Annotated in this window: 15 protein-coding genes; 13 read left to right on the top strand and 2 right to left on the bottom strand. The window is 62.8% G+C overall.

What is annotated here, in order from left to right:
- Window positions 1-5: 5 nt before the first annotated feature.
- Window positions 6-1,961, top strand: coding sequence for an OPT family oligopeptide transporter (locus CAPI_RS08325; protein ID WP_018018187.1), 1,956 nt, complete (start codon window positions 6-8; stop codon window positions 1,959-1,961).
- A 171-nt stretch (window positions 1,962-2,132) separates the two neighbouring features.
- Window positions 2,133-3,773: a chaperonin GroEL gene (gene groL / locus CAPI_RS08320; RefSeq protein ID WP_018018186.1), complete on the top strand. Its 1,641-nt coding sequence runs from the start codon at window positions 2,133-2,135 to the stop codon at window positions 3,771-3,773.
- Window positions 3,774-3,845: 72 nt separating this feature from the next.
- Here the strand turns inward: groL and CAPI_RS08315 are convergent, their stop codons facing one another.
- Window positions 3,846-4,055, bottom strand: coding sequence for an excalibur calcium-binding domain-containing protein (locus CAPI_RS08315; RefSeq protein WP_245531661.1), 210 nt, complete (start codon window positions 4,053-4,055; stop codon window positions 3,846-3,848).
- Window positions 4,056-4,245: 190 nt separating this feature from the next.
- Between CAPI_RS08315 and CAPI_RS08310 the strand changes: the two genes are divergently transcribed.
- Entirely contained in the window at window positions 4,246-4,479 is a 234-nt protein-coding gene (locus tag CAPI_RS08310; protein ID WP_018018185.1) for a hypothetical protein, read from the top strand.
- 95 nt (window positions 4,480-4,574) lie between these two features.
- Here the strand turns inward: CAPI_RS08310 and CAPI_RS08305 are convergent, their stop codons facing one another.
- Window positions 4,575-5,621, bottom strand: a complete 1,047-nt coding sequence (locus CAPI_RS08305; RefSeq protein WP_018018184.1) for a lipase family protein — start codon at window positions 5,619-5,621, stop codon at window positions 4,575-4,577.
- A 424-nt stretch (window positions 5,622-6,045) separates the two neighbouring features.
- On the opposite strand from CAPI_RS08305, the gene CAPI_RS08300 reads away from it, so the two are divergent.
- From CAPI_RS08300 to CAPI_RS08255, 10 genes are all read left to right on the top strand, one after another.
- Complete coding sequence (locus CAPI_RS08300; protein ID WP_018018183.1) at window positions 6,046-6,255, top strand: hypothetical protein; 210 nt, start codon at window positions 6,046-6,048, stop codon at window positions 6,253-6,255.
- A gap of 27 nt (window positions 6,256-6,282) precedes the next feature.
- Window positions 6,283-6,480: a hypothetical protein gene (locus tag CAPI_RS08295; protein WP_018018182.1), complete on the top strand. Its 198-nt coding sequence runs from the start codon at window positions 6,283-6,285 to the stop codon at window positions 6,478-6,480.
- Window positions 6,481-6,624: 144 nt separating this feature from the next.
- Window positions 6,625-6,750, top strand: coding sequence for a hypothetical protein (locus CAPI_RS08290; protein WP_018018181.1), 126 nt, complete (start codon window positions 6,625-6,627; stop codon window positions 6,748-6,750).
- 78 nt (window positions 6,751-6,828) lie between these two features.
- Window positions 6,829-7,671 (top strand): GDSL-type esterase/lipase family protein, encoded by an 843-nt coding sequence (locus tag CAPI_RS08285; RefSeq protein WP_018018180.1) that lies wholly within the window; start codon window positions 6,829-6,831, stop codon window positions 7,669-7,671.
- 49 nt (window positions 7,672-7,720) lie between these two features.
- Window positions 7,721-8,620, top strand: coding sequence for a polyphosphate kinase 2 (ppk2, locus tag CAPI_RS08280; RefSeq protein WP_018018179.1), 900 nt, complete (start codon window positions 7,721-7,723; stop codon window positions 8,618-8,620).
- Complete coding sequence (locus tag CAPI_RS08275; protein ID WP_018018178.1) at window positions 8,595-9,329, top strand: enoyl-CoA hydratase-related protein; 735 nt, start codon at window positions 8,595-8,597, stop codon at window positions 9,327-9,329. Before ppk2 ends, CAPI_RS08275 begins: the two co-directional genes overlap by 26 nt.
- A gap of 327 nt (window positions 9,330-9,656) precedes the next feature.
- Window positions 9,657-15,551, top strand: a complete 5,895-nt coding sequence (locus CAPI_RS08270) for a DUF5979 domain-containing protein (protein ID WP_156806950.1) — start codon at window positions 9,657-9,659, stop codon at window positions 15,549-15,551.
- A 175-nt stretch (window positions 15,552-15,726) separates the two neighbouring features.
- Window positions 15,727-17,229 (top strand): SpaH/EbpB family LPXTG-anchored major pilin, encoded by a 1,503-nt coding sequence (locus CAPI_RS08265; RefSeq protein WP_018018176.1) that lies wholly within the window; start codon window positions 15,727-15,729, stop codon window positions 17,227-17,229.
- A 30-nt stretch (window positions 17,230-17,259) separates the two neighbouring features.
- A complete protein-coding gene (locus CAPI_RS08260) occupies window positions 17,260-18,726 on the top strand; it encodes a hypothetical protein (protein WP_018018175.1) in 1,467 nt (488 codons plus the stop codon).
- Window positions 18,723-19,619 carry a class C sortase gene (locus CAPI_RS08255; RefSeq protein ID WP_018018174.1) on the top strand — a complete coding sequence of 299 codons (897 nt, stop codon included), beginning with the start codon at window positions 18,723-18,725 and terminating at the stop codon, window positions 19,617-19,619. The genes CAPI_RS08260 and CAPI_RS08255 overlap by 4 nt, the downstream gene beginning before the upstream one ends.
- Window positions 19,620-19,773: the final 154 nt, after the last annotated feature.

The following is a 19,773-nucleotide window of genomic DNA, read 5'->3' as shown; positions in this document are numbered from 1 at the left end:
TTCTCATGCGCGAGCTGACGCTGCGCGGTGTCATTATCGGCGGGCTGATCACTTTGGTGTTCACCGCGGCAAACGTCTACTTGGGCCTCAAGGTGGGCCTGACGTTCGCAACGTCGATTCCGGCGGCCGTTATCTCCATGGCGCTGCTGCGCCGCTTCACGGATCACAATATCCGGGAGAACAATATTGTGCAGACGATCGCGTCGGCGGCGGGAACGCTCTCGGCGATCATCTTCGTCCTGCCAGGTCTGGTGATGGTGGGGTACTGGACGGGCTTCCCGTTCTGGGTCACCTCCTTGGTGTGTGCGCTGGGCGGCACGCTGGGCGTGATGTACTCCATCCCGCTGCGCCGCGCGCTGGTGACGGGTTCGGACCTGCCCTACCCGGAGGGCGTGGCCGCAGCGGAGGTGCTGCGGGTTGGCGACGCCGTGGAGCACGCCGACAATAGCGAGAATGAGAAAGGCCTGCGCGTCATCCTCGTGGGCGCGCTTACCTCGGCGGCGTTCTCGCTGCTGGCTGCGATGAAGGCGGTGGCGAGTGAAGTCACCGCCTTTTTCCGTGTCGGTACGGGTGCGACGATGCTGGGCGGGTCCTTGTCGCTGGCGCTGATCGGCGTGGGTCACCTGGTGGGGTTGACGGTGGGCGTGGCGATGCTCACCGGCCTGGCCATCTCCTTCTTCGTGCTCCTGCCCATCTTCACGGCGGGCGATATCACCCCGGGCGTGGAGCTCTCCGAGCTGGTCACCAGCGTATTTAAGTCCGACATCCGCTTCGTCGGCGTCGGGGCGATGGCGATTGCGGCGCTGTGGACGCTGGTCAAGATCGCTCGCCCGATCTGGACGGGGATTGGGGCGTCGTTGGCGTCGTCAAGAAAGCGCCATGCGGGCGCCGAGGTCGACGTGACGGAGCGTGACATCCCGTTCCCCGTGGTCGCGGGCGTGATCGCGGCCTCGATGCTGCCGATCGGCTTCCTGCTGTGGGACTTCGTGCGCGGTACGGATATCCACGAGCACGCGCTCGGCCTGACGGTCCTGTCCGTCGTGTTTATCCTGGTCATCGGGCTGCTGGTGGCGTCGGTGTGCGGGTATATGGCGGGTCTGGTGGGCGCGTCGAACTCGCCGATTTCCTCGGTGGGCATCATCGCGGTGCTGGCGTGCTCCCTGTTGGTCGCGGCGTTCATGTCGAATAGTGGCGCGAACTCCGCCTCGCTCGTCGCGTATACCTTGTTCACGGCGGCGATCGTCTTCGGCATCGCAACGATTTCAAACGACAACCTGCAGGATCTCAAGACCGGCCAGCTCGTCGGCGCGACGCCGTGGAAGCAGCAGGTGGCGCTGATTATCGGCGTGGTGTTCGGGTCGCTGGTCATCCCGCCGATTCTGCAGCTCATGCTCACGGCCTTCGGCTTCCAAGGCATGCCGGGCGCGGGCGATGGCGCGCTCGCGGCCCCGCAGGCGGCGCTCATGTCGGCGGTGGCCAACGGAATCTTCTCCGACTCGCTGAACTGGAACCTGATCTTCCTCGGCGCGGGCATCGGGGCCGTCATTATTCTTATCGACGAAATCCTCACCCGCACCACCTCACACCTGGCTCTTCCCCCGCTTGCCGTGGGCATGGGCATGTACCTGCCGGTGTCGCTGACCCTGATCATTCCGCTGGGTGCGATCGCGGGTTACTTCTACAACCGGTGGGCCCGGAAGCAGGCGAAACCGGAGTTCGCAGAGCGGATGGGTACCCTCGCGGCGACGGGCCTGATTGTCGGCGAGTCGCTGTTCGGTGTGGTCAACGCTGGCATCATCGCGGCCTCCGGCGGCGAGACGCCGCTGGCGATCTTCGAGGAGAGTGGGTGGACAACCGCGCTGGGCCTTGTTCTGTTCGTCGCAGCGATCGCGGGCATCTACAAGATTACGTCGCGCGCGTCGTTGCACTCAATCGGGCAGAGTGCTAGAAATGGTTCTTAGCACTTAGGGTCATTGAGTGCTAAGAACCTAAGCGGGTGAGGCTGACACCACTCATCAGCCGTGCCGTCGCGGGCGCCTGCTTAGCAGACGGCCGTTCTGCCGCGCAGGCGGGGCGGTGGAGTGTCGTCGCTCGACATGAACTCTCTATCTACGGAGGAGCAACAAACTCACATGGCAAAGATGATCGCATTCGACGAGGAAGCGCGCCGCAGCCTGGAAAATGGCCTGAACACGCTCGCTGATGCCGTCAAGGTCACGCTCGGCCCGAAGGGTCGCAACGTGGTCTTGGAGAAGTCCTGGGGCGCCCCGACGATCACGAATGACGGTGTCACCATCGCCAAGGAGATCGAACTCGAGGACCCCTACGAGAAGATCGGCGCTGAGCTGGTCAAGGAAGTAGCCAAGAAGACTGACGACGTCGCCGGCGACGGCACCACCACCGCAACCGTGCTGGCCCAGGCGCTCGTGCGCGAGGGCCTGCGCAACGTTGCGGCGGGTTCCAACCCGATGGGCATCAAGCGCGGTATTCAGGCCGCCACCGAGAAGGTCTCCGCCTACCTGCTGGACAACGCGAAGGAAGTGACCACGCAGGAGGAGATCGCCTCCACCGCCGGCATTTCCGCCTCCGACCCGGAGATCGGCGCCAGGATCGCCGAGGCCATGTACGCGGTGGGCAACGGCTCCGTGAACAAGGACTCCGTCATCACCGTCGAGGAGTCCAACACCTTCGGCGTTGACCTCGAGGTCACCGAGGGCATGCGCTTTGACAAGGGCTTCATCTCCGCATACTTCGCCACCGACATGGAGCGCGGCGAGGCCGTCCTGGAGGACCCGTACATCCTCCTGGTCTCCTCCAAGATCTCCAACGTCAAGGAGCTCGTCCCCGTCCTGGAGCAGGTCATGCAGTCCGGCAAGCCGCTGCTGATCATCGCCGAGGACGTCGAGGGCGAGGCCCTGTCCACCCTCGTGGTGAACAAGATCCGCGGCACCTTCAAGTCTGTCGCCGTCAAGGCCCCGGGCTTCGGCGACCGCCGCAAGGCGATGCTGCAGGACCTGGCCATCCTCACCGGTGGCCAGGTGATCTCCGAGGAGGTCGGCCTCTCCCTGGAGACCGCCGGCATTGAGCTGCTCGGCCAGGCCCGCAAGGTTGTGGTGACCAAGGACGAGACCACCATCGTTCAGGGCGCCGGCGACCAGGCTCAGATCGACGGCCGTGTCAAGCAGATCCGCGCTGAGATCGAGAACTCCGACTCCGACTACGACCGCGAGAAGCTGCAGGAGCGCCTGGCCAAGCTGGCCGGTGGCGTCGCGGTGATCAAGGTTGGCGCTGCCACCGAGGTCGAGCTCAAGGAGCGCAAGCTGCGCATCGAGGACGCCGTGCGCAACGCCAAGGCTGCCGTTGAGGAGGGCATCGTCGCCGGCGGCGGCGTCGCCCTGCTGCAGGCCGCGAAGGAGCTTGAGGGCGACCTCGGCCTGACCGGTGACGAGGCCACGGGCGTCAAGATCGTCCGCGAGGCCCTGTCCTCCCCGCTCAAGCAGATCGCCCTCAACGCTGGCCTCGAGCCGGGCGTTGTCGCCGACAAGGTCGCCCACCTCTCCGACGGCGAGGGCCTCAACGCCGCGACCGGCGAGTACGTCGACATGATGGCCGCGGGCATCAACGACCCGGCCAAGGTCACCCGCTCTGCTCTGCAGAACGCTGCGTCCATCGCGGCCCTCTTCCTCACCACGGAGGCCGTGGTTGCCGACAAGCCCGAGCCCGCCGCCCCGGCAGGCGCTGGCATGGACCCTGAGTCCATGGGCATGATGTAAGAGCATCTCGCTTAGCGACGAGGGCGCGCACCCACAAGGGTGCGCGCCCTTTTGGTTCTGCACGTGTGGGGTCTAGCGCGGGTCCTTTTCGCACCCGACGCCGTCGCCATCTTTGTCTAGGTGGCTCCCATAACCATCTTGACCTGCGTAAATCGGACCTTCGATCGCATTCCATACAGCGGTGCAGTTGGCGTAGGACGCCGAGGTTGTTTGCGCGCGCTGCGGGGCCGTTGCCGGAGCGGGTGCCGGTACTAGGGCTGCGGGTCGGGTATCTTGCTGCACTTCTTGCGGCTCAACGGTGCTCTGTTGCGTAGAGGCGATTCGTGCTCGTTCTGCTTCTTCTGCTGCGGCCCGCACTTTGAAAAGCGCGCGAAGAGAAACCCCAGTAGGCTTGCGGTGCCGGTCATTTTCGGCTGCCCCCTACTGCATCCCCCTTTGTCCCCCCTTGTCACAGTCCCGAAAGGACCCCGCAATGATCTTGAAATCACTCCACGACATGGGCCTGCGTTCCGAGCACGCCTACACCGCCGGTTTCGCGTCTATCGCTTTGTCTTTCTCCTCGTGGGCACTGTCCCAGTTTAAGTCGGACAACTCCCGGTCCCAGTCCGATCGCTGGGGCATCTTCGTGGGCCAGTGGGCACCGACTTTCATGACCGTTGGCATCGCCCTAGCTCAATACGAGCAGGCGCATGGTGACGTGAAGTAGACAACACCCCGGGTGTGACGCGGCTAGAGTAGCTGCAATCGACCAGCCCGCCCTCGGCTTGCCCGAGGGTGGGCTGGTTCCTTTCCAGCCCAGGTTTACCCCACATATGCCTTCAGCCAGTCCCGCTGCATCTCGTAGCTGTTCGCCACTGACGTGTTGTGGTTTGAATCCGCGACCTCGGCGTATTGCACCGACACACCCCGCGAGGCCCACGTCTTCACGTTCGACTTGATGGATTCGCGGTTGACGGTGGTGTCCTCCGTGCCGGCCACGATGTAGACGGGGCCCTGCGGTGTCATGAGTTCGAGGCGTTGTTCATCGAGCTGGTCTTGCATGTGCTTCGTGCTCGCCTGGGATAAGAACAGTTCGCCGCCGGAGGTGTCGTGTACTTCGTCCCCGAGCTCTGGCAGGGTCAGCTCCTCGGCCTTGCGCACGAGCTCGGCTCCGCGCTCGCTGAGGAACTCGCTCGCGTCCACGTCCTCAAACGCGTTCTGCGCGCCTGCGATGACGAGAGGGAAGAAGCGCACGGCGCGGCCTTTGAGCATCTTTGCGACGTCCACCGGGCGTATCCCCATGCGGCGCAAGTTCTTGTTCACCAGCTCCGTGTCACCGGGCGCGATGGAGATGGTGGCGGCGAGGCCCTCGGCGGGGGAGTCGGACGCTGCGAGGGAGGCGTAGCCACCCTGGCTGAAGCCGGTGTTCACCCAGGTGCCGTCGGTGGAGAACTGGGCCGTTGTTTCCTCGACAAGACGGGTGATGGAGGAGGCGAGCGAACCCCGGTGCATATACGTCGCGGGCACCCCATCGACACCCAGGCCCTCGTAGTCGGGCTGGGTGATGATGAATCCGTCATCCAGCCAGCGTTGTAGGTACGCGGTCCAGTGGGGGATGTAGCGCTCGATCGGGTCGCCTGCGGTGTGCAGGGAGGGGGCGCTGCCGGTGGATAGGCCCGTCGTGCCGTGGGCCCAGCTGAGGATGGCGCCGTCGCTGCGGGGGGTGTCGGGCACGGTGACCAGGCCCGTCATCGGGACGTCACCTCGTGCACCGGGGGCTACGTACCGCACCCGATAGGTCGCCGCCCCGCGCGGAGCGGCGGGGACCGTGTCGCTGGGAACTTCGAACCACTCGGTGTCGGTGTTCATGAGTACTCCTTCATTGCGGGAAGCGTGGGTTGCTCCGCACCATGATAGTTTGAGCTCCAAAAGTGCGAGCGCCGAGCCGGTTCACCCCCGGAAAGGGGTGCTTTTTTGGCTCCTCACAAGAAAGCGCGGTTTACCTACTAGCGCGCTGGCCGAGATTCGTGTTTCGGGCGATGGGGTCAAATTAAACTTTCGTTCACCTCACCCCGGGAGATGGGGCAGGTCGTTACGATTAAGCCAATACTCATGTTCACCAAATGTTGACTTGCCAGCATTCCACCACCCTGCAGCCGGCGTGGGAAGTGACTCCGGAACGGTTGACGCATCGTATGCGTGTGGCACAATGTGTCTTGCGACGCCCCAGCGGGTGTCAAGTCAAGTCACAGAGGCCAGTCAGACTGGCACCTACTCCGTAAAGGGATTGAACATGGACATCGCAACCATCAAGTTGCACCTGGACAACTTCGTCAACACCTGGGAAGGCTGGGGGAACATCCTCAAGGGCCTCAACGAACTGATCTACCCCGGCTACTTCCGTGATTTCGTGGGGCTGAGCTCCAAGATCGATGACACCGGAGTCAAGCTCATCAACACCTCCAGCCAGAACCTGAGCAGCCTCAGCTCGGTGACGAAGTAAACCCCACCCCAATCTAGGAGATCAGCTATGGATACCCTCGCCGCACTCGTCCAGACTGTCAACGCATCCTCCGTGGTCAACACGGCCTCGTCCGGCTTCATGAATATTTCCGAGGTCCTCGGCATGCTGGGCAACACCCCGCATGATCAAACCATCTTCGGTTTCGCGGACCCCTTCCTCAACATTGCCAAGGGCGTTTCTAAGCTCCTGGGCCTGCTGAAGTAAGACCCCCTAAAAAGCCCCCGAGCTTCTCCGCCCCCGCCCCCCGGGGGGCGGAGTTTTTTTATGGGTCGGTTGTCAGTAGGCTCACGAAAACGGTTTGTCAGGGTGCCGCCGGCACCGTCCGTTGAGAGCCGAAAGGAAACGACCATGTCCTCCACACTGTCCTCCGCCCCCAGCATCCTTCTAAAGCTTTTCGGCGGGGTCACGACCGCTCTCGAGCCCTTCTTGGACATCGCCGGCGGCGTTTCCACCTTGCTCGGGCTGTTCGTCTAAGCACGCCGGTCCGACTCCATCCCTTTCTGGGGCGGAGGTGTGCCGCATTTCTTGTAGAAATTATGTAGGCTCACAAAAATGAACATCACCTCTTCTCGCGTCGTCGCCGCGGCTGCTGCGGCACTGGTTATCCTCGCCCCCGCACCTCCCGCCGCGCAGGCGGAGGAGCCGGGCACGCTCGTCAACATTGGAGACTCCATCGCGTCCGATCCCGTCGTGACCGATTGGCTGCCCTACGCGCGGAGGATTCCTACGGCGGCGAGTGAGGCGTCGCCAATCGGCTGCCCGACGGGCCCGAACACGTACGGCAAACAGGTTGCCGCGGGCTTGGGGCTGGTGGAACTCGATTACTCGTGCACCGGCATGGCCGCCACGAAGCCGGAGAACGAGGACTTGGCGGAGACGGCGGATACCGCGATCGCGGACGGCGCGCTGAGCGCAAACACCCGCCGCGTGCTGGTGACCATCGGCGCGAACGATGCCTACGACGCGAGATACAACCCGGCAGCGTGGAACGTGGAGGCGTTTGTGCAGGCGGCGGCGGTATCGGTCGAGAAGATTAAGGCTGCTGCCCCCAACGCGCGGGTGCAGATTATCGGGTATCCCACGATCGCGGACGGCGATGACGTGTGCCCGATCCACGTCATCCCCAGCCAGTTTGTAGCCTCGCCCGCGGTGTCGATTCCGCAGGTGCGCGCGGCGGAGAACATCGCTCAGGACATGCAGAAGCAGCTAGCGCAGCGCACCGGCGTGGAGTTTGTGGACATGAAGCCGTCCACGGTGGCAAATGGGATGTGCGCACCCGACGGGCAGCGGCAGTTCGCCGGCGTGATCGACACGACGGGGCCGGGCAACAACCTGCCGTTCCACGCCAACGCCGCGGGGCACGCGCATATCGCGGAGGTTATTCTGCGCAGCTGAGGCTGCGTCCGCCCAGCGCACGGGGTAGGTGGGCGGTAGAGTTGCGCGTATGGCTGACCAGAACGCTGACGACATGCCGATGCTCGACCTCGCCCAGATCGAGGGCTACTGGGTCGACGATTCTGACGAGGACGACCCGGTCCTCCTCCAGGCCGACGGCACGCCCATTGAGACGTGGCGCGAGAACTACCCCTACGACGAACGCATGAGCCGCGACGAGTATGAAAAGGTCAAGCGCGCGCTGCAGATCGAGTTGCTGAAGTGGCAGAACTGGACCAAAGAAACCGGCCAGCGCCACATCATTCTCTTTGAGGGGCGCGACGCCGCGGGCAAGGGCGGCAGCATCAAGCGTTTCAACGAGCATCTCAATCCGCGTGGGGCTCGTACGGTGGCGCTGGAGAAGCCGTCGCCAAGAGAAAGCACGTCCTGGTACTTCCAGCGCTACATCGAGCACTTCCCTGCGGCTGGGGAGATCGTGTTCTTTGACCGCTCCTGGTACAACCGCTCCGGCGTCGAGCGCGTCATGGGCTTTTGCACCGAGTCGCAGCACGCCGAGTTCCTCCGCGAGGTGCCCATGCTGGAGAACATGATCCTCGGCTCCGGCATCTCGCTGACGAAGTTCTGGTTCTCCGTCACCCAAAAAGAGCAGCGCACCCGCTTTGCCATCCGCCAGGTCGACCCGGTGCGGCAGTGGAAGCTCTCGCCGATGGACCTGGCCAGCCTGGACAAGTGGGACGACTACACGCGCGCCAAGGAGGAGCAGTTCCGCTACACGGATACTGACGAGTCCCCCTGGATCACCATCAAGTCCAACGACAAGAAGCGCGCCCGCGTCAACGCGATGCGCTACATCCTGAGCAAGTTCGAGTACACGAACAAGGACCACGAGGTCGTCGGCGAGCCGGACCCGCAGATTGTCAAGCGTGGACGCGACCAGATCGGTGATTAAGACCGAAACGCGCGGCGAGGTCACCCTGATCACCCTCGACCGGCACGAAAAGCGCAACGCGCTTTCCACGTCCTTGACGCGCTCGCTTATCGACGCCATTACAACCGCCTCCGAAACCTCCCGCGCCATCGTTCTCACCGGCACCGGAACCGCCTTCTGCTCAGGTGCGGACCTCGACGAGGACAAACAGGGCGGCGACTTCTTCGAGGTGCTGACCGACCTTCTGAACCTGGTCCGTCGCGTGCCCGTGCCCGTCATCGCGTATGTGAACGGCCCGGCGATCGGTGCGGGCATGATGCTGGCGATGGTCTGCGACATCCGCGTGGCTGCCGAGCCTGCCGTGTTTGGCTTGCCGGTGGGGGACATGGCCATTGGTGTGGAGGGCGAGATTGTTCAGCTCCTCGCTACTCTTGTCGGGGGCGGGAGAGCGAGATCCATGCTCCTGGCCGGGACGTCCTTGGCCAGCGAAGACTCCGTGGCCTGCGGCATGTGCGTGCCCGGTGAGTTCTCTGACGCCCTGGCTTTGGCGTCCCGGTGCGCCGCCAAGGCTCCGCTGACGCTGCGCAATGTGAAAGCCGAGTTCGCTCCGGACCTGTTCAGCGTGGAGGAGCGTGACTCCTTCCGAGCTGCCGCGTATGCGTCCGAGGACATTGTGGAGGGGGCGCGGGCCAGGCGGGAGAAGCGGGCGCCGCGGTTTGTGGGGCGGTAAATTCTATTCCAGGGGGGCGACATCTGCTAGCAAAATCCCACCTGAGCGAGATCGTGAACAGGCCATTTTCTTTATCTGGGACGTGTCAACTAAGATTGGTTTAGGTTCCAGGCGAAAACCTAGAGGACGCATAGTCTTCTGTTGACAATCCTGCAGATTCCTGGCAGCGTAATGGCCTAGTTGGGCTGTTGTCCAAGTGTTAAAGGCCAGGCAGGGTGTCGAAGTGTGGTGGCCTCGGACATCTACGTCACGGAAGGTCTCATGCCCATGTTCGCTCCTGCGTCATATCGTTCCCGCGCCTGGGGGTGTCGGCAAGTAGCGTTTCTCTTGTCGTTTCTTGTCGCCCTCGCGCTCGTTGCGGTTCCTTCCAATCCTCCCGCCAGCCAGGCCCAGGCAACGGTCCCCTCCGCCAGCTCCTGGAACATGACGGACTGCTCCTACCGCAGCGGCGATCTGGCCAAGCCCTACGCGGGAAATACATGTTGGCTTAGCTTTACCCAGGCCGAGCTGACCAGTGGTTCAGTGGTGACCAAGACGATTGGCCCGTACACGCTGAAGATGAAGTTGTCCGTGGTCAACTACGGTGGAGACAAAGGCACGTTCATTACCCAGTCCGACCGCGTGACAACGGACTCCGCTTTCGGAGATGCCGCAACCAGTCAACGCGTGTTTTCACGCAACTCTGGGGACGCTAAAACCCCGATCATCGTGAAATCGACGGCAAACCCGAACCGGACGAGATATCTCGAGCTGCTCGCGGAGGATATCAGCCTGACCAAAAAAGGCCAGGAACAGGACTTCGGAATGGTCTTTGCGGACGGTGAGGCGACGGCGCAAAACGGGTCCGTTGGAGAACTGCTTTCTATCCTTTCCGATGGTAGCAACGGGCCTTATTCGCGCATCACCCCGAGCGGTTACCAGGACGCATGTACCGGAAACTACAAAAATGACACAGTCTTTGGCCCCGGTAATGTGGTTAAACCGATCGAATGGCCGGATGCGGTAGCGGGGCCGAAGAGCTTCGCCTGCCGCATTCCTGGTGCGATCCACGACCCACCGGAGCGCCCCGGCACGTGGGTTTATGAGACGCGCAACCCGACGCAAGTCCGCGTGGGCTTAGGCGGGTACTCAAGCTCTGTCCAAGCGTTCGTCATGGGCATCAACATGTCCCGCGTTGCGTTGCCACAGCAGCCCGTCAAGGTGGACAACCAAGACCTGGAAAACGCCGCGACCCGCCAGAAGACTACGTTCGACCCAGCGGGCATGTCCGTCTACCTGCGCCAGGGCACCGTGGACACGCCGATTCCTGTCACCGAGGGGAACACGGCAGGGGTTATTCGTGCGGGCTCGCCCGGCGCGTATACCGATTCCGTCGTCTACCGTTCTGCCGCCGCGGGTGATCAGAAGGCACTGGCCCTCGACCGCTACATCCCCATGTGGACCTGTACGCTCACCGACGGTGGTGGATCCGGTACATCCCACACCTTTACCAGCGGATCAGAGCCTTCTGAACTCCCCGTGAAGGTCAATAACAACAAATCCGAAGGTTGGAGCGAAGTCGTTGTCACCGACCCGAGTGGACGCTCGCCCAGTTGTTCCGTGGAATGGAAAAGCCGCTTTTCGCCTGCCCAGCTGCAGCTGAACAAAACGGTTGACGGCAGCGCCCAGAACTTCTCCGCCCTCCAGCTGCGCTCCTTCGATCTGCAGTATTCGTGTACGGACATCACGGTGTCCGATACGCGATTCAGCACTGCGTATCCCACGGTTGCGTTGACCAAGACTGTCACCCTTCAGCGTGGCCAGAGCAGCACTGTTAACACCCTGCCCCTCGGTGCACAGTGCACCGTCACGGAAACGACCGCGTCGAACGCTCCGCCTCCGGGAAGCAACCTTGACCTCCAATGGAACCCCTCGTCCACCCCGACTTCGGCGCCGTCCAATCCGAATCAAGGCAATAATTCCTACACGGTCAGGGTAGGCACGACTAACAAGGTCAACGCGTATAACCGCTACGACTATGCCACGGGCTCGCTGACTATAAGTAAGGAAACCGTAGGCGCGCCTGTCGACGACGGTTTCAACCTTTCCCCCTACAAGTTCGAGCTCATCTGCTCAGCCACTAACCTCGGCAGGCAGGAGGTGTCGCTCACGCTGACACGCACGGGAACGTCTGTCGGTGGAAGCGTGCGCGTCGATAATGTGCCCGTCGGCCAAGACTGTGCCGTGCGCCCCCTAACTGACCTGACCGAGCAGCAGAAAGAACAGGTGCGTTTCGACGGCCGCGTGGTCACGTTCGGCGGCGTGACCGTGCAGCCGGACGCTAACGCCTACCACTTCACACTGCCCGCGAGGCAGGGAGCGACAGGTGAGCTGCACTTCCGCACAAGCTACTCGTACAACCTGCGTGACATCACTCTGACCAAGGCTTACGACGGCACCGCCGCGAACAGCGCGGATCTGGCCGGCCTGACGTTTAACGTCAATTACAAGTGCACCACGCCCGCCAACAGGGCCCTCACCGGGGCGGTGACCGTCACCACGGCTACTGCGGCCACGATCAAGGACATCCCCGTCGGGTCCGCTTGCTACATGTGGGAGGACACCCCGGCGGATACCACGAACACCCGATTTGTGGGCGCTCGGTTCCAGGCGTCGGATAACGCGGATAGCGCCACGGTGGTGCAAAACTCTCATGGGCAGACGACAAAGCTGCTCACTGTCCGTGCGACGTCGGGAAGCGATAGGAACTCGGCGCTTCTAACGAACACCTTCGACTACCGCCTGGGTACCGTCTCGGTGCAGAAGATCGTGAACAGTGGCGGTGTCGTGGGTACGCTGCCGTCGACGTTCACGATGCGCTACAACTGCGGTACCCGGAATGTGGGCAACAGTGCTATCTCGCTGCAAGGAACCTTCACCGTCACAGGGGGAGGCTCGACCACGCTGACCTCGACGAACGCTGCGGTCAACGACCAGGGCGGGGCGATGGGTGTGCCCTACGGCAACACCTGCAAGTTCGAGGAAGACCAGCCGACACTGCCGGGTGGTGTGCGCTGGTCCAGCAACGTCCAAAGTGCGTCGGTGGTGGTGTCGAGCGCGACGAACTCGGCGACGGTGACCAATACGTTCACGCCAGTCGGCGACGGCCTGACCGTCACCCAGCACATGGGCGGTGAGACGTACCTCATGCCGTCAGACGAGTTGAGCTATTCCCTGTCGTGTACAACCCCAACGGGTGCGATCGTGGCAGAGACGGTGACGCCGACTAATGACAAGGAATTCAACGTCCCTGCCACAACTCTGCCCAAGGGTAGCCAGTGCACGATCGTTGAGACCTCCACCGAAACCAGTACCCGCACGAACTCGAACGGTGATCCGTTCAAGATTTCTCGCGCGATGACCGTCACCTACTCTGATGGCACGAACGGCACGACGGCGGTACCTCTCGGCGGGGTTTTTACCATCGGCGACCACTCAACGCTGAGCCTAACCGCGACCTACAACTACCTGAACTCCACGATCAAGGTCACAAAAAACGTGGTCTTCGACGCCACCGAGGACCTGATCTCGGAACAGCGTAAGCAGGTCCAGCGTGACCGCGAATACCCGGCCACGTTGTCGTGTATTCTTCCCGACGGCTCCCCGGGCGTCTCTCTCAAAGGAACCATTAAGCGCGGCGAGGTAATTACCCAGGACAACGTACCTGAGGGATCCACCTGTTCTGTCAGCGAGGACGACACGACAACTGCCGTCGGTATCACCTTGACGAAGAGCATCTTGGTCAATGATAAGGAGCAAGCTACCGGTAACTCAGCAGCTACCTTTGTGGCTCGCGAAGGCGAGGATGCGGTTGAGCTGGTCAACACCTTCACCCGTCGCATAACGTCGATGACCGTGCAGAAGGTCGCTGTCATGCCCGGCAACGTGCGCGAGCAGTACGCAGCCAGCAAACAAAACCTGCAGGACGCGCTCTACAAGCACAACTTCACCCTGGACTGCCGCGACCCCGAGACAGGCGATACCGCCGTCCTGTCCACGACGACGATGCAGATCAAGGGCGAGGAAAGTGTAAATTTCCCGCGGGTCCCGGTGGGGGCCGACTGCACAATCACCGGTGACCACTTCGGCTCGCTCAAGCTGACCATGACGGAAGACGGAACGGGTGACACCCTCAACGCCTTCCTGCGTCCGCAGAGCGTGGACTGGGTGGTTGACCGCACAGGTGGAAACAGCGTGTTTGACCAGGCTCTGAAGGGAGAGAAGACGACCTCCCCGGCTGTCTTGACGGTGGACGACGCTGCGGCCAACCACGTCGTGTTGACGAACCACTACGGATACGAGATGGCACCCGTAGCCCTGCAAAAAACAACAACCGGACGCACCGAGGATCTAAAGTTGATCGGCGAGGACACTCGCTTCAACTTCGCGGTGCAGTGCAAGGCGATTGGGTACCAAACGAGCTCGCTGAGCGACGGCAGGTACACCATTCCCTCTGCCCTCGGCAAGAGTGACTTCGCGTCCTCGTCCAGCGACGATAATTCAACGTGGACCTACACATCGAAAAACGTGCCAGTGCCCGCGGGTTCGCTGTGCCGCATGCAGGAGCTTCTGCCTACAAGCAGCCCGCAAGAGTTGCAAATAACGGGCAACCCCTCGGTTGCGGAGGTCCGCGCCCCCGATCCGGGTACGACTGACCCACAAGTGTTCTCTTTCACCAACACTGTGACGCGCCGGACGACCCCCGTGCGCTTGGTGCTTCGCGAGGACGGTTACCTCAATGGTGCCTCGGCCGCCGGGTACACCGCCAAAATTACGTGCAAGACGGGTGGGGCAGGAACGATTGAGAAGACCTTCCCCCGCAGCGAGGTAACCACGGGCTCTCTGCCCACGAGCAACGGTGCTCCGAGTAGCGACGGCATTGTCAACCTGCCCGTCGGCACGGATTGCACCATTTCCTACGGCGACAGTCCCGCGCTCGCCGCCCGCGGCGAGGTCGAGGTGACCGCCGGAAACCGCCGGCCATTTATGCGCTTCGCACGCTGGGAGAATAATAATTACTACGGTGGCACATCCACGCTTTCGGATACCCCTCCCTCCAGCGTGGCTGACAAGACGTACACCTACGACTTCAAGGTCGCTCCGGACGCCCCCTCCACAGCGGATACGCTGGTCATCGGCGCATCGTTCTTCCACCCGCGCGCGACCTATGATGTTGCCTTCACAAAGAAGTCCGAGGGCGAAGCAGGCGAAGGAAAGACCTTTACTTTCGACGCCAACTGTGGATCCAAAAACGACGAATTCACCCTCACCGCGGGCAAGACCCACAAGATCCAGGGCGTACCCGTCGGCTCCTCGTGCGCGGTCACAGAAACCGATGACGGCAACGACAAGGTCAACCCCGTTATGAGCGTGACTGATACCGGCGCGTTCATCGATGCCAAGGTCAACGCCGCCAACGACGGCGATAATTCCGTGTCGTTCACGGTGCTCCCGACGACCAAGGACGACACGTCCCGCAGCGGTGACAAGTGGTCGCTGACGGCACTGAACCGGTTCCCCGGTATGAAGGTGGAAAAGAAGATCGCCGGCACGCCCGTTAGCGCCGTGACCGGGGCGGTTATCGACCGCGCCATTCTTCCCGACAACGCCGCCTACATGGACATCACCTACACGGTAACCAATAACGGTGCGTTTGACGTCTCGAACATCGCTCTGAAAGAGGAATCCCTCATCGGTCGCACGGTCAGTGCAGCGCCGAGCGGAGCGACCCCCCAGGCGTTGGTTGGTGGCAACGCGGAACGAATCGCGTTGGTCGCAGACAGCGGCGTTGTGATCGGGCCGGACGGCCTGATCCCATCCAGCGCGTGCTCTGTCGTCGGAGCGTCGCTGAAGCCGTCGGAAAGTGTTTCGTGCACGGTCCGCGTTGATATTTCCAACGAGCCGAAGGACAAGACGTTCTCCTACTCGGGCACGGTCGAAGCCACGGCCACGGCCAATGGAGCCAGCGTACAGGGCGGGGTAGAGGCTGACGCCAAATACGGCGCCCTACGCCTGACCGGCATCATCGGGGCTCTGCTGCCGGATACCGGCCAGCAGACCCTGGTTCTGCTCCTCCTGCTGGGCCTACTCATCTTCGGCTACGGCGCGTGGCGATACCTGAGGCGAGACGACGAGGTTGATCCTGAGCACGCAGCGGAAGGAGGTCGCCATGAAATGCGCTAAACGCCGCCGTTACCTCCGCAGGCTGTTCGGAGCGTCGTAACGCAACAACGGCGGTCTCCGACAGACCTGTGAACACAAGTCCACCACGCTCGCTTAACCCAGTGGAATGGGGTGCGGTGAGCCCCGACCACACAATTTGAATCCCACTTGAATTCTTCGGAAGGAAGAAATCACCATGTCTCGCATTTCGCACAAGACCCTGGCGCTCGTCGCCACGGCGACCATCGCGGCGGCCTCCCCGCTCGCTCTCATGCCGGCCGTGGCCCAGGAGACCACCACAACAACGAGACCGGCACCGACATCTGGCATTGACCTGAACGCCAAGGCCACCCTGACCATCGAAAAGCGTATCGGTGAGGTCGGCTCCACGCAGAACGCGCCGAGTGGCTTTGAGTTCAAGGTCGAGATGATCAAGCTCGCCAGCCCGCTGAACACTGCTGAGGGGTGGACCGAGGCACAGAGCATTATCGCCGGTCGGGCTACGGCTACGGTAGAGGAGGAGCAGACTGTCACCACCGACAACGATGGAATCGTCTCGGCCTCGATCCCGGTCGGTCTTTACCGCATCACAGAGGTGCAAAACGGCTCCTACACCGTCGCCGCGCCGTTCTTTGTTACCGTCCCGCTGATCGAGGAAGACGGCACAGTCAACTACAACCCGACGATCTCCCCAAAGAACCAGGAACTCAAGCCCACGAAGTCCGCCGTGGACACTAACGTCGGCGTTGGCGACAACATCACCTACACCATCAAGGCCCCCGTGCCGGCCGGCGACGCCCTAAGGGACGGTACGCGGACGATCTCACAGTTCCGCATTGAGGATCCGTTGGTTTCCGAGCTGCAGTACGTGGCCGATTCCGCCCAGGTCACGCTCACGGGTGTTACCAATGGCGCCGAAGCGACCCTCGCCGCCGGTGACTACACCGTCACGTCTGGCCAAGATAACAAGCTCGCCATCGAGTTCACCGGGCAGGGCCGCGCCAAACTTGCCAGCCTGCGCGCGGACAATCCCGGCCTGACGGCCCAGGTTGTCTTCGACGCGAAGGTCCTGCGCCTCCCCGCCAACGGGCAGCTGAACAACCAGGCCAACGTCTACATTCCGAACGCGACGGATCCGGTGAAGACGACGCCGGAGGACTCGAGCCAGCAGGGCGGTGACAACACATCCACTTCAACCCAGTACGTGGACGTCGAGGTGCGCAAGACCTTGGATAGTGTTGACAGTGCAGCTGCCGCCGGCGCACAGTTCAACATCGTCGGCTGCACCAAAGCCAGCAATAACCGCTACACCATCAAAGAGAACTCCACCCCGCTGGTGGGAACCAACCAGGCCGGCACGGAGAAGGTAACGGGCCCGATCACGGCCGTGGCGGCGAATAGTGTTTCCACTGCTGCCGGCTTCGGCATGCAGTTCACCCGCGGTCAGGAGTACTGTGCGGTGGAGACCAAGGCCCCGGCCGGGTACCTCCTCAACCCGGATCCGACCCCGCTGGCCCTGACCCCCGGAGGCACAAGCACCGCCCGCCCGATCTACACCGCGACGGTGAACGACGTCAAGGACAACATCTTCGGCAGGCTGCCTGCAACGGGTACTACCACGATGCTGGCCATGCTCGCCATCGGCCTGGTGCTCTTCGGTGGTGGCGCCGCCTACCAGCTGCGTCGCAAGAACGCCTAAAAGACACCAGTTCGCGGAAAGGACGCCCCAATGATCCCACGTGGAAGACGACGCGGTGCGGCCGCGGCGGTCGCGTTGCTTGCGCTCGCCGCACCGGCCGCGGTGCCCGCCGCAGCGCCTACGGCGTACGCGCAGGCGGCCGGCACGATCGCAGTCGACCTCGTGGAATCTGTTGGGGCGGACTGGTTCGCGGAGATCGGTGACCGTGAGGTGGTCCTGCGCCACATCGAGGGCATCGATCCCACTACCGCAGCAGGCCAGGAGCAGCTCGGGCAGCTCGACATCCCCGCGCTCGTGCGCGGCGGAACGGAGTTTCCCGAAATTGCCCGGGCGGCAACTTCGGGCGGCAAGGCGCAGTTCACCGGGATCGCCCAAGGCGTCTACCTTGTCGAAGCTACCGACAACCCGGAAACCCGCGACGCCAGGGTTTCCTACTCGCCTGCAGTCGTCGTCGTGGTCTCCGGGTCTCTTTCGCGCACCGTCGCGCCAAAGGCACAGGTTCTCGGTGTGGCAGTCAATTCGCAGACTGCATGCAACTCGCCGAGCTGGTTCGATGCGGCCGCGCCGGGCACCTACTTGGAATACACTTACGCATTCAACGCCCCGAATCCGAGCACCGACGGAACCATTTCCACCTTTGAAGTGTTCATCGAGTTTTCGCGCGGGCACACGGTGCAGTGGCATAGCGATCCCGTCGTGGTCCGTGCGGCGCAGGATGCCGGCGCGGAGGCGCCCAGTTTCGAGACAGCCGGGGACACGCACACCGTTGCGGTGCGCGCCCCGTGGTGGCAGGCACTCCTCCCCGGCACCCGAGAAACCACCACGGTGGTCAAGCTCACTCGACCCATGCTCACACTTATTCGTGCGGGGGAGACAGCCGAGTTGAACCAGGAGACCGATTACACTGTCGATGTCGTCGGCAACGAACGCGCCACTTTCACACTCACCCCGGCCGGGCGCGAGGCACTGACGAAGGCGCGCCTGACCGACCCCAGTACTCGCCTCGAGGTCCGTATCCCGGCTGAGGCCAACGCAGCCGGGCCCTGGGGAACGGTGAGCAGGGGAGAGGTTCTGGGCACGCTGGAGTCTACCGCGCGGCTGCGCACCGACGGCATGGATGCGTTGCGCACCCCGGTCGACGTTTCAAGCACCAGCCACGTCAACGTGGTCAGCCGGAAAGCGTGTTTTACCGCCGATGACGGAGGTAGCGGTGATGGAGGTAACGGCGGGCCCGGTGGTTCGGGCGGGTCCACGGGTGCGCCAGGAGGCTCCGGGGTACCCGGCAGCGCCGGTAGGTCAGGTTCTTCGGGTGCGGAGGCCCCGGACGGATCGGGTCAACCCGGCAGCGGCCAGGGAGGGCAGAAATCCGGGCAGCGCGCCGGGCTGGCGTCGACAGGTGCGGGCGTAATCGGGATCACCGCAATAGCGGTTTTGCTTATCGCGTTGGGGCTGGTTTTACGCCGGCGCGACCGTAAGGAAGAAGCTAGCTCACTGTGACAGTCACACTGAAAGACTCTGGCTCGTCCTCAGCGCCGAAGAAGCCGCGGCGCGGCAACACGCTCTCGCTGATCGTATTGTTGCTGGGGGCGGCGTTAATGCTCTACCCGGTTGCCTCGACGCTGTCGAACCACTACAAGCTCATCCGTCAGAATGAGGAGTATGCGGGCGCGGTGGCGTCGTTAAGCGATGAAGCCAAAGCCGAGCAACTGCGCAATGCGCACGACTACAACGACTGGCTCTTGGCGGCGGGTACGCACGCGCGCCCGCCGGTGGAAGGCGACGACGGCTACGACTACTACATGACACAGCTGACGCTGCCCGAAAGCTTCCAGATCATGGCGCGCATCCGCATCCCCGCCATCGACGTCGACCTGCCCATCTACCACACCACCCTGCCGAAAGTCCTGTACGAAGGCGCCGGCCACATGTACGGCTCAACCCTGCCCGTCGGCGGCGACGGCACCAACTCCGTCATCTCCGCCCACACCGGCATGGTCAACGCCGCGATGTTCGACCAGCTCCCCATGCTGCGTGAAGGCGATGACATCTACATCGACGTGATGGGCGAGCGCCTGCGCTACCAGATGACCGGGCGTGAGGTGGTCAAACCGGAGGCGTACGACCGCGTCACCTACGAACCCGGCAAGGACAAAATCACCCTCATCACCTGCACCCCGTACGGCATCAACACCGACCGGTTGCTCGTCCACGCGCAGCGCGTGCCGCTCGACCCCGACGCGCCCGAACCTGAGGTTTCCGGGTGGGGCTGGTCCTGGTGGATGATTGCGGTGTGCGTGCTGGTGCTCGGGGTTTTGCTGGTGATCCTGGTGCGGGCGTTACGGCGGCGATTTAAATCTGCGGGCTCCAGTTCCGGGAAAGAAGTAGAGTAACGCGGGTTTTGTCGTGCCCCCGGGGGTTGGATTTGTGCGTTGCTCTACTTTGCCTCTCCTTCCGACAACACATACGACCAAAACCCGATTGCGCATCTAACAGACCGCTTGGTATGCTCCTGCTAAACAATTCGGTCCAAGAGAAAGAGAAGCG

The sequence above is a fragment of the Corynebacterium capitovis DSM 44611 genome (assembly GCF_030440535.1).
Lineage (GTDB): Bacteria > Actinomycetota > Actinomycetes > Mycobacteriales > Mycobacteriaceae > Corynebacterium > Corynebacterium capitovis.
The sequence above is the reverse complement of the archived record's forward strand: the minus strand, read 5'-3'. Positions and strand labels throughout refer to the sequence as shown.